The organism is Caulifigura coniformis (assembly GCF_007745175.1).
GTDB lineage: Bacteria > Planctomycetota > Planctomycetia > Planctomycetales > Planctomycetaceae > Caulifigura > Caulifigura coniformis.
In genome coordinates, this window is sequence record NZ_CP036271.1 from 4,566,936 (window position 1) to 4,579,742 (window position 12,807).

General features: G+C 63.2%; 12 protein-coding genes. 7 read left to right on the plus strand and 5 right to left on the minus strand.

The features are described from left to right. Positions 1–146 precede the first annotated feature (146 nt). The 6 genes from Pan44_RS18430 (at position 147) to Pan44_RS18455 (ending at position 4,805) form a co-directional block, all read left to right on the plus strand. Positions 147–773, plus strand: coding sequence for a DUF2238 domain-containing protein (locus Pan44_RS18430; protein WP_197453444.1), 627 nt, complete (start codon positions 147–149; stop codon positions 771–773). A 144-nt stretch (positions 774–917) separates the two neighbouring features. Next, positions 918–1,598, plus strand: coding sequence for a flagellar biosynthetic protein FliO (locus Pan44_RS18435; RefSeq protein ID WP_145031937.1), 681 nt, complete (start codon positions 918–920; stop codon positions 1,596–1,598). Next, positions 1,591–2,331 carry a flagellar type III secretion system pore protein FliP gene (locus Pan44_RS18440; RefSeq protein WP_145031939.1) on the plus strand — a complete coding sequence of 247 codons (741 nt, stop codon included), beginning with the start codon at positions 1,591–1,593 and terminating at the stop codon, positions 2,329–2,331. Before Pan44_RS18435 ends, Pan44_RS18440 begins: the two co-directional genes overlap by 8 nt. 16 nt (positions 2,332–2,347) lie before the next feature. After that, positions 2,348–2,614, plus strand: a complete 267-nt coding sequence (locus Pan44_RS18445) for a flagellar biosynthetic protein FliQ (RefSeq protein ID WP_145031944.1) — start codon at positions 2,348–2,350, stop codon at positions 2,612–2,614. Then, positions 2,611–3,381 carry a flagellar biosynthetic protein FliR gene (locus Pan44_RS18450; protein ID WP_197453445.1) on the plus strand — a complete coding sequence of 257 codons (771 nt, stop codon included), beginning with the start codon at positions 2,611–2,613 and terminating at the stop codon, positions 3,379–3,381. The genes Pan44_RS18445 and Pan44_RS18450 overlap by 4 nt, the downstream gene beginning before the upstream one ends. Before the next feature lie 155 nt (positions 3,382–3,536). Continuing rightward, the gene (locus Pan44_RS18455) at positions 3,537–4,805 is read left to right on the plus strand and encodes a beta-ketoacyl-[acyl-carrier-protein] synthase family protein (RefSeq protein ID WP_145031951.1); all 1,269 of its coding nucleotides are present in this window, start codon (positions 3,537–3,539) and stop codon (positions 4,803–4,805) included. Between the two features lie 54 nt (positions 4,806–4,859). Here the strand turns inward: Pan44_RS18455 and Pan44_RS18460 are convergent, their stop codons facing one another. Continuing rightward, positions 4,860–5,678: a TerC family protein gene (locus Pan44_RS18460; protein WP_145031954.1), complete on the minus strand. Its 819-nt coding sequence runs from the start codon at positions 5,676–5,678 to the stop codon at positions 4,860–4,862. A gap of 228 nt (positions 5,679–5,906) precedes the next feature. Between Pan44_RS18460 and Pan44_RS18465 the strand changes: the two genes are divergently transcribed. Next, positions 5,907–6,704, plus strand: a complete 798-nt coding sequence (locus tag Pan44_RS18465) for a leucine-rich repeat domain-containing protein (RefSeq protein ID WP_197453446.1) — start codon at positions 5,907–5,909, stop codon at positions 6,702–6,704. A 299-nt stretch (positions 6,705–7,003) separates the two neighbouring features. On the opposite strand, the gene Pan44_RS18470 is transcribed toward Pan44_RS18465, so the two are convergent. From Pan44_RS18470 to Pan44_RS18485, 4 genes are all read right to left on the minus strand, one after another. Further along, positions 7,004–8,410, minus strand: a complete 1,407-nt coding sequence (locus Pan44_RS18470; RefSeq protein ID WP_145031957.1) for a hypothetical protein — start codon at positions 8,408–8,410, stop codon at positions 7,004–7,006. Then, a complete protein-coding gene (locus tag Pan44_RS18475; RefSeq protein ID WP_145031960.1) occupies positions 8,407–10,137 on the minus strand; it encodes a hypothetical protein in 1,731 nt (576 codons plus the stop codon). Before Pan44_RS18475 ends, Pan44_RS18470 begins: the two co-directional genes overlap by 4 nt. Positions 10,138–10,209: 72 nt before the next feature. Next, the gene (locus tag Pan44_RS18480) at positions 10,210–11,109 is read right to left on the minus strand and encodes an ABC transporter ATP-binding protein (RefSeq protein ID WP_145031963.1); all 900 of its coding nucleotides are present in this window, start codon (positions 11,107–11,109) and stop codon (positions 10,210–10,212) included. Positions 11,110–11,475: 366 nt separating this feature from the next. After that, positions 11,476–12,624 carry a glycosyltransferase family 4 protein gene (locus Pan44_RS18485; RefSeq protein ID WP_197453447.1) on the minus strand — a complete coding sequence of 383 codons (1,149 nt, stop codon included), beginning with the start codon at positions 12,622–12,624 and terminating at the stop codon, positions 11,476–11,478. Positions 12,625–12,807 lie beyond the last annotated feature (183 nt).

Sequence of the window (12,807 nt, forward strand, 5' to 3'; positions counted from 1 at the left end):
GCGGGGGACGCGGGTCAAGCCGCCCTGGGAGCCGGAAAGACGGAGTCAACCGACTCCTGCAGCGGCCAGTTTCCCGGAGAGATATGATCGACAGGATCGGACCGCCTTCTCCGACCCGCCCCGACCGCGATTTTGCCCCCCTGCCCATGCGACGTTTCCCCTGGCCTGTCGTCGGCTTCACGCTCCTGTACCTGGCTCCCGCGATCGTGGTGGCGATCCGCACGGGGAACGGCGAGTTCCTGTTCTACATCGCCGTGATGGCGGTGCTGCTTTCGGTGATGATCGTGGTTCATCGCCGCGTGCAGCTCAGCGGATGGGCGCTCTGGGGCCTGAGCGTGTGGGGGCTGCTGCATATGGCGGGAGGTCTGCTGCCTGTCCCCGAAAGCTGGCCGATCAACGGCACGAAGCGCGTGCTGTATAGCTGGTGGCTCATTCCCGAACGGCTCAAGTACGACCACGTGGTCCACGCGTTCGGATTCGGCGTGACCACGCTCGTGTGCTGGGAAGGCCTGCGCTCGATCATTGCCTCGTTCACGGGCCAGCGGGTTCGACCGTCGCTGGGAATGTTGACACTGGCCGCAGCGGCCGGGATGGGATTTGGCGCGCTCAACGAAGTGATCGAGTTTGTGGCGACCCTGCTCGTTCCGGAAACGAACGTCGGCGGGTACATCAACACGGGGTGGGATCTTGTTTCGAATCTGGCGGGCTGCGCGATCGCTGTCGTCGCGATCCGGTTGTTCGACAGGGGCGTTCCGGCGGAAAGCCCACATTGACCGGCAAAAGCTGCCGCTCCTATAAACCCGCCACGCGGAGGGTTTTGGAACGCCGTCCGCATTTCCAACTGTGCTGACAGACTGGCAGCCACGGTGACACGGACGTCGCCCCTGTCGAATTCCGCCGCCTGGCGCAGGCCCGGCTTGGCCGTTCTGCGCGTCGCCCCACTCCTGGCGGCGATGCTCGCGAACTGCATTGCGGAACCGGTTTCGGCCCAAGAACTGAGTGCCTTTCCAGAAACTCCCCGGGCCGTTCGCCGGATTGATTCGGCCGCTCCGGTTTCCCTTTCTGATTCCACGGCAGGCGGGACCTCCGTATTGACGGCGGACGCCGGCAAGACTCCGATTCGCAGGCTGGGGGATTCGCCAGCCGGCAGCGGGGATCGGCCCCGTTCGCAGTGGATGGTGTGGCTGGTGATGGTGGGGATCGTGGGTTCGGCGGCTGGCTTGTCGTTCTGGGCGCGTCGCAGCGGCGGGACCTCGCACTGGCGAATTCCGAACACCGTTTTCCAGGTCCTTGGCCGGTCGGCTGTCAGCCCGAATCAATCGGTCACCCTGCTGCGGCTTGGCGAGCGAGTGCTGCTGGTTTCTTCGTCGGGCGCGACAATGCAGACGCTGGCGGTCGTCACTGATCCGGTGGAGGTCGCGACCATCACGGCGGAATGCCTGTCGAAACGTGCGGCGCAGATCGCGGAACTTCAAACGCCCCCCAAACGGCGCGCGGCGGAAAGAACTCCGGAATCGAAGGCCGTGGCCGGAACGATCGGCGGCGAGCGCCCTGTGAACGCCCCGCGACGCGGCGGCACCGAGGTGGGGCATGCCTGACGCCGCGAGGCTCGTGAGCGACTTCGTGGCGACGTCGCCGGAAGCGGCGTCGACGGCAAAATGGCTGCTGCTGGGCGGCGTGCTGAGCCTCGCGCCTGCCCTGGCGGTGATGACGACGAGCTTCGTTCGCATCGCCGTTGTGCTGGGGATCGTCAAGCAGGGCTTCGGCGGGGGACAGTTTCTTCCCCCGCAGGCGATGATGGCGTTGTCGCTGTTCCTGACCGTGGGCGTCATGGCGCCTGTGTGGCGAGCATCGTACGACGCCGGCTATGCGCCTTACGCGGCCGGCCAGTACGCCAGTGCCCATGAGCAGCAGGCCGCTGTGACCCTCGCCTTTGAAAACGGGGCGGCGCCGATCCGGAAATTCATGTCGCTGCAGATCGAGGCTGCCGGGAACACTGCGGCCGTTGACCTGATCCTCAAATACCAGTCGCAGTGGAAGACGTCGCCAGCAGCCGAGCCTCGCTACTACGAGGACCTGCCGCTGTCGGTGCTGCTCCCGGCGTATGTGCTGAGCGAATTGAAGGTGGCCTTCGCGATCGGTTTTCAGTTGCTGCTGCCGTTTGTCGTGATCGACATCGTCGTCGCTTCCCTGATCAATTCGCTGGGCGTCGTATCGCTCTCGGCGGCGTGGGCGGCGTTCCCGCTGAAGCTGCTCCTGTTTGTCCTGATCGACGGCTGGCTGCTGACGGTCGAAACGCTGCTGGAAAGCATCCGACCGTTTACCAGTTGAGGACGTTTGCGCCACCATGACCATCGATACGGCCCAGGACCTGTTACGAACGGCGCTGATGACGGGATTCGTCATCGCGGCCCCCGTGCTGGGGGCTGTGCTGCTGGTGAGCCTGGTGGTCAACGTGCTCCAGACGATGACCCAGCTGCATGACCATGCGCTGTCCTTCGTCCCGCGGCTACTGGCGACGGGCCTGGTGCTGCTCCTGCTGCTCCCATGGATCCTGGGGCGGGTGTCGGAGTATGCGACGGAGGTGTATCGCTCGGCGGGTCACGGACCATGAGAGCGGACCTGGCTCCCAGCATGATCGAGGTCGCCTTCACGGTCCTCGGCTCGATGGCCGCTCCCCTGCTTGCGGCCATTCGCATTCTGGCGATCGTGACGTTCGCGTCGCTCATGTCTGGAGCGTCGATCCCGTGGCGCTACCGCATTGCGGGTTCGCTGCTTCTTGGATGGGCGGCCGTGGGTACAAGCGTCGCATTGCCTGGCGACGTGGGGCTCCTCGCGGCCTCTGAAGTGGCTTACGGTGCGGCGCTGGGCGTCGGAGTCGGCGGGCTGATTTTGAGCCTGAAGCTGGCTGGTGAACTGATCGACGACCGCTTGCGGCTGAGCGATGCGGCGGCGGAAGCGATGATCTCCGAGGGCGAGGCGGCGGGGCCTTGTGTACGGCTTCTGGGCGGGATTGGAATCCTGCTGGTCGTCCTGGGGGGAACGGGGGGCGCGATGCCTGTCGTCGAAGGGCTGCTGGAAAGCTTTCGGAACGTGCCGGTCGGGACGACGGCGAACCTCTGGCAGGGGTGGCGGGGCCCGATCCAGGTGCTGGGCGGGGCCCTCGAGATCGCAATCCGGACTGCGCTTCCTGTGCTGGCGGCGATCACGATTCTCGACTGGTGCCAGGTTCTGGTCTCCCGGGCAGCGCCGACTGCTCCGGGGGCGCTGGCGGCCACGGCCGTCAAGCCGCTGCTGGGGCTGGCAGTTCTTGTCGCAACGTTCGGGGGCGCCTGCGACGCGGTGATCCAAGGGGTGCAGTGGTGTCTGGCGGGCGGGTGAACGAGAAGAAACGTTCCCCGATTTCGCCATCCGAGGGCTGCCTCGGGACGCATCCGCCGTCGGAAGCGATTGGGGAGCAAAGAGATGGCGTCGGCCGCTTGTCACGTTTGGCGTGACGCGCTACGCTCACGGGCCCCGCATAGTTCAGGAATCACATGGCAGCGACAGAGGACCGGAACCGAATTGTCATTACAGGCGTGGGCCTTACTGCGCCGAACGGGGACAGCCTGGATGATTTCCGGCAGGCGCTGCTGGCTGGCAAGTCGGGCGTCGTGCCGTTCGAAACGCGGTACATGGGGCCGGTCCTGGCGGGCGTGTGCCGTTTCGACGAATTCCGGCACCAGAAGAAGAAGGATCGGCGTCGCGGAACACGCGTGGGATCGATCTCGATCTATTGCGCCAACGAGGCGGTGAAGGACTCGCGGCTGGACTGGCCGAACGTCCGGAAGAGCCGGGTGGGCGTGTACCTGGGCATCACCGAGCATGGCAACGTGGAGACCGAAAACGAGATCTACGAGATCTCGAAGTTCGGGTACGACACGAGCGTCTGGACGCATCACCACAATCCGCGGACGGTCGCGAACAATCCGGCCGGCGAAGTGACGCTCAACATGGGCATCACCGGTCCGCACCTGACGATCGGGGCGGCGTGCGCGGCGGGGAACGCGGGGTTCATCCAGGCCGTGCAGATGCTGCGGCTCAATGAAGTCGATCTCGCGCTCGCGGGGGGCGTTTCAGAAAGCATTCACACGTTCGGAATTTTCGCCGGGTTCAAGAGCCAGGGTGCGCTGGCGTGGGACGACGTTCCCGAGCGGGCGTGCCGGCCGTTCGATCTTGGTCGCAAGGGGATTGTCGTTGCCGAAGGGGGAGCAATCTGCACCCTGGAACGTCTGCCGGACGCCCTCGCCCGCGGCGCGAAGATCTATGCAGAAATCGTCGGTTACGCGATCAATTCGGACGCGACCGATTTCGTGCTCCCGGACCCGACGCGGCAGGCGGAGTGCATCGGGCTGGCGCTGGAGCGGGCCGGGCTGAAGGCCGACGACATCGACCTTGTCAGCAGCCATGCCACGGCGACCGAGCAGGGAGACATCGAGGAATGCCAGGCGCTGCGGAAAGTGTTTGGCGACCGTCCTTCGCTGGCGATCAACAACACAAAGAGCTTCATCGGTCACGCGATGGGGGCAGCGGGGGCGCTGGAACTGATGGGGAACGTCCCCACCTTCGGCGACGGGCTGGCGCATGCGACGATCAACCTCGAAGATCCAGACCCTCGCTGCGCGTTGCCGCAGATCGTGGCGAACACGCCGCGGCGTCTGGAGAAATGCGATTACATCCTGAACAACTCGTTCGGGATGCTGGGCATCAATTCGGTGGTGATCGTGAAGCGCGTGGGACCGGAACTGGGGGGCGTGTACCGCTGATCGGCGGACGCGGAGATCTGGCGCGCCGCTCGAACTGAGGACGGACGGGGAAGTTCAGTCGTCGTTCGCGTGAGCTGCTTCGGCGGGCCGGAGCTTCATGTTCAGCATTTCGACGACGAGCGAGAACGCCATCGCGAAATAGATGTAGCCCTTGTTGAAGTGCGTGCCGATGCCTTCGGCGACGAGCATGACGCCGATGAGGATCAGGAAGCTGAGGGCGAGGATCTTGATCGTGGGGTGGCGGTCGACGAAACGGCTGACGGCCCCTGCATACTTCAGCATCACCAGAATCGCGAGGATGATGGAGACGACCATCACCCAGACCTTGTCGGCGTCGACCATGCCGACGGCCGTGATCACGGAGTCGAGCGAGAAGATGATGTCCATCAGGGCGATCTGCCCGACGACGCTCGCGAAACTGGTGGGGACCTTGGCGGCGGATTCGTGCTGGCCCTCGATCTTGTGATGGATCTCGCGGACGCTTTTCCAGATCAGGAACATGCCGCCGATCAGCAGGATGAGGTCCTTGACCGAGATGCCGTTGATGCCGAGCGCTCGTCCGGCCGACGAATGGGGATCCAGGGCGACATCTGGTGGAAGGGACTTCGGGTTGGCGGGATCAACTCCCAGGATGCCGGCCGGGATGCCGAGATCGGTCAGGTAGACGAAGGGTTTGTCGAGCTTGAGCACCCAGGTGATTGAGAACAACAGAAGGATGCGCGTCCCCATTGCGGCCATCAGGCCGATGTTCCTGGCCCGGGCCTGCTGCTGAACAGGGAGCCGCGAGGCAAGGATGGCGATGAAGACGATGTTGTCGATCCCGAGCACGATCTCCATGGCGGTGAGCGTGACGAGCGGTACGAGGACGTCCATGTGGGATCAATCCGGGCTGTTGCGGAGACGGATGAAGAGGGACCGTAATCGATTCCGGTTGTCCGGGCATCTCAGAGTGTGATCGCATTTCGCGGTATGACCAGCCGGATTGCGTCTCCGTTTCGCGGTGTTCGGCACGTCGAGTGCGCTTCGCTCCCCTCGCTTCCCCTCGCTAAACTGGGGTTCCTGAAGCCCTTCCCCTGACGCCCGCCTGTTGGAGTTCCTGCCATGCGCCTGTGGATATCCACCCTCCTGTTTCTCAGCGCCTCCGTTTCCCACGCAGCCGATGCCCCTGCCGCGACTCCCCCGAATCCGGATGCGGTCAAGGCCGTGAAAGCGGTGGGGGGAAACGTACTGTCGATCGCCCAGAACGATTCGCGACTCGACGTCACGCTGCACCTGGCCGACAAGGAGGTAACTGACGCGGTGCTGGTGGAGGTGGCCAAGCTGACGCCCGTGGCGTCGCTCAACCTGGCCAAGACGAAGATCACCGACGGGGGGCTGTCGGCCATCTCGGGGCTGAAGACCCTCGAAAAGCTGCACCTCGAGAACACCGCGATCGGCGACGAAGGGCTCAAGCAGCTCGCCGGACTGGAATCGCTGGCCTATCTGAACCTGTACGGGACGAAGGTGACCGACGCGGGGCTGGCGCACCTGCACGGCCTGAAGAACCTGAAGTCGGTTTACGTGTGGCAGACGCAGGTGACGGATGCCGGAATGGATGCGCTGAAGAAGGCCGTCCCGGGAGTGCGGGTGGTGGGCGAGGTGAAGCTGACGCCGGTCGATCCTCCGAAGCCGGTTGAAACCAAGAAGCCAGAGCCGAAGAAGGACGACAAGAAGCCGGCCGAAAAGAAGGAGGCCGACAAAAAAGAAGAGCCCAAGAAGGAGGGGGAGAAAAAAGAGGAACCGAAGAAGGAGGCCCCCAAGGCTGACGAGAAGCCGGCCGAGAAGAAAGAGGCACCGAAGGCCGAGGAAAAGCCGGCGGAGAAGCCCGCCGAAAAGAAGGATGAGCCGAAGAAGGATTGAACCGGGCGAACCGGTCTGAGGATCGCAACACCCCGGTTGCTTTTGAGCGGCCGGGGTGTTTTTTGTTGGGCCTTCCCCGAATAGGCCCGGCCTCTGGGGATCAGCGTTGTTGCGTCGTTCGCAGACCGGATCAGGGGACTGACGCCCCCCGCTCGCCGAGAGCTGGTTTGATCGGCGGCCGCCGGATGCCGCACGCGGGCGACCTCCTCTTGTTCATCGCGGTGGGAGGGCATCCTACGAAAAAGGGCCGGTCGAACATTCGACCGGCCCTCCGTTGTTCACGACTCGGCGTGTGCGTCTTACTTGACGCTGACGCCACCCTGCCAGCGCTGGAACTTCTCGGCGAGCGAGGTGATCTCGTCCTGGAATTCCGGATCGTTCCAGATGCTCTTCATCGGGAAGTCATCCTCCTGACCGATGGGGCGGCCGTTGATCTCCCGCACCTGGCGGTAAATCAGCAGCGCCTTGACGACCTCTTCGAGCATGTCGGAATCGTCGGCGGCGATGCGGCTGCGGCCTTCATCGTTCTTGTGGGCGTTGAAGACCCGCTCCATTCGCGTGAGCCCCTCGGTGAGGGCCTCTTCGGCGCCCTGCATGTCCTGTTCATCGCGATATTTCTTGCGGCCCAGGATGAGCAGTTTGTGCCCCAGCGACATGTCTTCGGTCTTTTCGACCTCGCAACGGAGCTTCCAGTACCGGTAGCCGGTGGTGTTCTGGTACCGGTCGCGATACTCGATCTTCTGTTGAAGCGTCATGTTGTCTTCGGCGGCGTACTTCTCGAGTTCGGCGGTGTTCCCGTCGATCTGCAGTTTGCCGAAGATCGGCACGACGAATTCCCGCCGGCCAAACACTCCGACCCATTCATCGTAGGCTTCCGCCCATCGCTGACGGGCTTCGGTGAAGAGCTGGTCCATGGACTCGATTTTGGCATCGAGTGCGTCCTGCTGCTTGGCGGCGCCGAAGTCCATCAGGGACTTCGGCGGGTACGAGTAGAACAACGGGCCGTCCATCTTGTGCTGCTGCACGACTCCCTGGTCAGCCACGTCGTTCGCCTGCTGATACCACTTCCGTGCGACGAGGTAGTTGTCCTCGCCGTTCGGATTGACCGCCGGGTCGGGGCCCCCCTTGAACTCGGGGTCAGGATCGGAGACGAAAAACCGGCGATAGAAATCGCGTTCGTCCGCCCGGCCGATCTTCTTTCCGCAGAAGTCGCCGAGATCGTGGGGCAGTTCGGGAATCGACAGGTTGCGCTTCACTCCACGGGTGAGGAAGATCAGGCCGCGTTTGACCCAGTAGAAGCGGTCGGTCACCGCGTCGCATTCGGCCGAGACGTTGTAGGTGAGGTTCCAGCACTGGAACTTCCAGACCGACTGGAAGTGAGGCTGCAGGAGGAGGATCGATTCGACGGTCTGCTCGAGCTGGGACCATTGTTTGTGGTCGCGGAGCTTGTCGGCCTGCATCCAGAGGAGGTTGGCGGCCATTCCCCGCATTCCGAGGAGGACGAGGCTCATCGAGGTGCTGGCGGGATCGACGTCACCGAGGCTGGCTTCGCCGAGCCGGGATCGGAAGCGTTCGCGGGCGATCACGCCGCCGGATTCGGTTCCGGCACTGGTCGCTGGCTGTCCCAGATAGATGATCGGGGCCAGCAGGACCACGATGGCAACGACGTAGATCGTCTTTCGTTGCCGGGTGCTGAGTTGGTTCATTTCGCCTCCAGTTCACGCAGCGCCAAACTGAAATAACCGATCAGAAGGCAGGGAAGTAAATATGCGAGGGCCGTGGCGATCCCCGGGAGGAGGGCGGCGTCCAGGGGGACGTCGAAGCCGTTGGCCGAATATTCGGTGGTATTGAAGTAACTGAAGTTGGGGATGACGTGCCGCAACTGGCGGAGGACTTCGAGGATGCCCGAGTCGATCCAGACGATCAGCCGGGACCCGAAGTTGTCCGGCAGCGGGGACTGCTGGTTCATCTGGGTGATGAGCCGGTAGAACGATTCGAGGGCGCCGCCGCCGAGGACATGCCCCTGGCGGGAGTAATCGAGGACCATCTTCTCCATGCCGGGCCTCATGTAGGCGCCGAGGATGATGAGAGAGAAGGTGAGGAGGGTCGCCACCGGGCCCTTGACGAAGGTGCTGGCCGTGGCGCCGATCATGCAGATGAGCATGAGCATCAGCCAGGTCATGAAGACGGACTTGAAGTAGGTCGAGGCGAAGCTGCGATCCGGCAGGCGGATGAAGAGGTCGGACTGGGCAGCCCCGATGTACTGCTGGGCGTCCGGGCAGGTGACTTCGACGGTGAGCGTTCCCTTGTCGATGATGTCCTGATAGAGGTCGACCGTCTTCGTCTGATTGCCGCCGGCGGCGGAGACATCGATGTAGGTGATGTTGCGGGGAATCTCGATGACGGTGGTGGGCTGCATCCGATAGGCCGTGGCGAATTTCTCCTCGGAGGTGTCGTTTGCGGCGTCGGCGACGTCGGCTTTGCGGACCCGTTCGTCGGAGAATTCGGCGATCCCCTTGACGAGGTCGCCGTTCGTGACGCGCAGGCCGTTGGAGTTGTTCACCAGTGTCAGCTTGTAGCGAACCGGCTCATTGATCTGCCCTTTGTAGGAGCGGAAGGCCTCGAAGCGGTTCTCGAGGATGAGGCTGTCGTGCTTCGCCAGCGACGCGACGTTGAGGTTTTTGAAGGTCCACGTCATTGAGGCCTTGGTGACGCCTTCGATGTAGCTGCGGAACTCCCAGATGTCGCCGACGTTGAGCCCTTTGCCGGTGGCGGAAGGCTCACCGCTGCGGTCGAGGAACTGGACCTGCCCATAGACGGGGACGCGGCTGACGAGCTGCTTCTGAGCCGTTTCGGGGACCTGCCGGATGATGAAGATGTAGCCGCCGACGCCCATGATGACGACGAAGGCGGTGATGACCGCGCCATAGCCGAAGATGCGTCCGAGAACGATTTCGCCGCGACGGACGGGCTTGGTGACGACGGTGTGGAGTGACCGGTCCTTGATATCGGTCGGCAGGCCCCAGCAGGCGAGGAGCAGCGCGACGGGAAGCGTCATCCACTGGATCGTCGTGAGGACGAAGGCGATGAAGGGCTTCGCCGGGGTCTCCATCTGAGAGTTTTCGTTCGGCAGGAACCAGCCGGCGAACAGGAAGAGGATCAGAAAAAGGACCAGGACCCAGAACGCCTTTTTCCGTCGTGATTCCTTGATGGTGAGCGACGTGAGGGCGCCAATGCGGCGGGCCGACATCTGAGTGATGTCTCGCCAGCCGCGCTGCATCACTTCCCAGACGAGGCCGGGACCGTGCGTCCCGACGGTCAGCAACGAAACGACAAGCCCCACGATCAGGGCGATCGTCGAGACCGCGATCAACGCGATCAGGAACGTGCCGAATGCGAGCGGCAGGTTGTAGGGAATTGGATCGAATGTCATGCCAGCACCGGGAACAGCAAGGAGAGTGCAAGAAAGGGCTCGGAACGGACGCGAGATCGCCGCAACAGGCGATCAAACGCGTCCGGGAGCCTCCCCGGGAGCAAACCGGCGACCCGGTCGGGCCTTGCTTTCCTCGACGGTCCGGAGGAAGAGGTCTTCCAGGGTGGATGTCGGGTGCGAAACGCTCTTGACCGTGGCGCCGTGCTTTTTCAGCACGCTTTCGACCTCGCTGATGGCCTCGGGGCTGAGCTGCGACGACATGATCTGCGTTTCGTCGCGGCTTTCGAGGAGGTCCTTGACGTTGCCGACGACCTTGAGCTCGCCGCCGTAGAGGATGGCGATGCGGTCGCAGACGTCCTGGACGTCGGCGAGGAGGTGGCTGCTCATGACGACGGTTTTGCCGTCGGCCTTCAGCTTGAGGATCAGGTCCTTCATGTCGCGCGTTCCCAGCGGGTCGAGTCCGCTGGTGGGCTCGTCGAGCAGCACGAGTTCGGGGTTGTTGATCAGGGCCTGCGCCAGACCGATGCGGCGCGTCATGCCTTTGGAGTATTCCTTCAGCTGGCGGCGGCGGGCGTGCTGAAGTCCGACCATCTCGATGAGTTCATCGCGGCGCTGTTTCCGCGTGGCGGCGGTCATGTTGAACAGCTTGCCGTAGAAATCGAGCGTTTCGTCGGCATTGAGGAAGCGGTAGAGATACGACTCTTCCGGCAGGTAACCGATCCGCTCGTTCTTGGTGACTTCGTGAGCGGGCTTGCCGAGGACGCTGACTTCGCCGTCCGAGGGGAAGAGGAGCCCGAGGAGGAGCTTGAGGGTGGTGGTTTTTCCCGATCCGTTGGGGCCGAGCAGGCCGAAGATTTCACCCGGCTGGACGTCGAGCGTGAGTGAGTTCAGGGCCTTCACCTTGGGCCGGCCCCAGAAATCGCGATAGGTCTTGGACAGATTTCGCGTCTGGATCACTGCTTCCGCGGACATGGCTGTGAGGACTCCGAACGCAAGAGACGCAGCACAGGCCCGGAACGAGCCAGCTCGCAGTCCCTGCGATCACAAAGGTTTTGTGTGACGAAACTCAGCAATGGAACGTTGAACGATATGAATCCGGCTGCTGCCGAATGTGAACATCTCGCGAAGAAAACGGATTGCCGCGAGCATCACCAACCAACGCCGGCCCCTTAACTTACGACTGCCACGGAGGGGCTTCAAGCGACGACCACAACGAGGGGGCACGCGGGGGCGATTTTCCCCCCCTGCCCCCGGAGAACAATTACGGCAGGAAAGGTCGCTTTCGCGAAAGTCTTCTCACAAGAGCGATGGCTCTTGCCGTCCCACCCCGCGACTGACTCAGGCAGACCCGGGCGAAACGCGCCGGGCGTCTTCCCGTCGATGCCCGGCCCGCGTCTTGAGGACGTCGTCGTACATGCCCAGCATCTGATCGACCACGGCTTCGACGGAGAACAGGTCGAGAACACGTCGGCGGGCCTCCTGGCCGAGTTCCCTGCAGGTCTCGAGGTTGAGAGCCCTCAAAGTCGACGCCAGAGCCCCTGGCTTCTCCATGTCGACGATCCGGCCCGTGGGACCGATCACCCACTCGACCGATCCCCATTGATGGCCGACGTTCGCAACGCCACTGGCCATTGATTCCAGGATGCTGATTCCCATGACTTCCATCAGGGAACACATCACGTGCACATCGGCTGCGCGGTGCAGCAGCGGCATTTTCGAATGCGGGACGTTTTCCAGGATCCTGACTCGGCTTCCAAGCTGCGCGTGGATTTCCCGCGTGAGTTCCGCGCTTTCCGGGTCGCGAGCGCCTGCCAGCACGAGGAACATGTCGGAGCGTCCGACCCGGGCAAACTCCTGGGCCAGCCAATCCAGCCGCTTCTTGGAACGGTTGAGGGCCGCACAGCAGAAGACGATCAACGCGTCTTCGGGGAGCCCGAACTCCCTGCGCGCCTGTGCCTTGTCGCCCGGCTGGAATCGTCCGGCGTCGACAAAATTCGGCACGGCGAACCATTGTCGGCCTTCGAGGTCGCCATGCCGGGAGAGGTAAAACGGCGATAACTCCTGGACATGCTGGAATTTCCTGAGCAGCCAGGGTTCCTCTTCAGTGCCGTGCCCGAGGATCACGCTGGCGCCGTGAAGCGATTTCGTTTTTTCGAGGATGTAGGCCAGCCAGGGATCCTGCAGATGGATGAGGTCGTAGCGTTTGCGGATCAGGTGCGGCAGGATCGCCAGCGCAAATGTCGTCTGTTCAAGGTCATAGGTCTGGTGCAGGCCCACTCGCCACGCCGCACTTGGCGCCATCCGGACCAGAAAATCGGCCAGCTTCGTCCGCCGCTGCAGGCAGCGAACGACTCTCTCGAACGGCCGTTCTGCGTGTCCCCCTCCTTTGAACAGCGTGACGCCCACGCCGCGGCGGTCGAGTTCGGTGGCGACGCTATCGGCCCAGGTCTCGATGCCGCGCGCAATGTGGCCCAGACCACTGCTCATCACAGCAATGCGAGGAGAATGGGAGTTCATGATGTCAAAGGGGCGAAGGACAACGATCTTCCCGCGGGGCGTCCGACGGGTGTGTCGCAAGTCTTCCAGACGTGCCAGCGAGCACCAGTTGATGCCGTTCGACCTCATTCAAAGCTTATGTGCCAGAATCCGGCGCGACGCTGCAATCGTTAC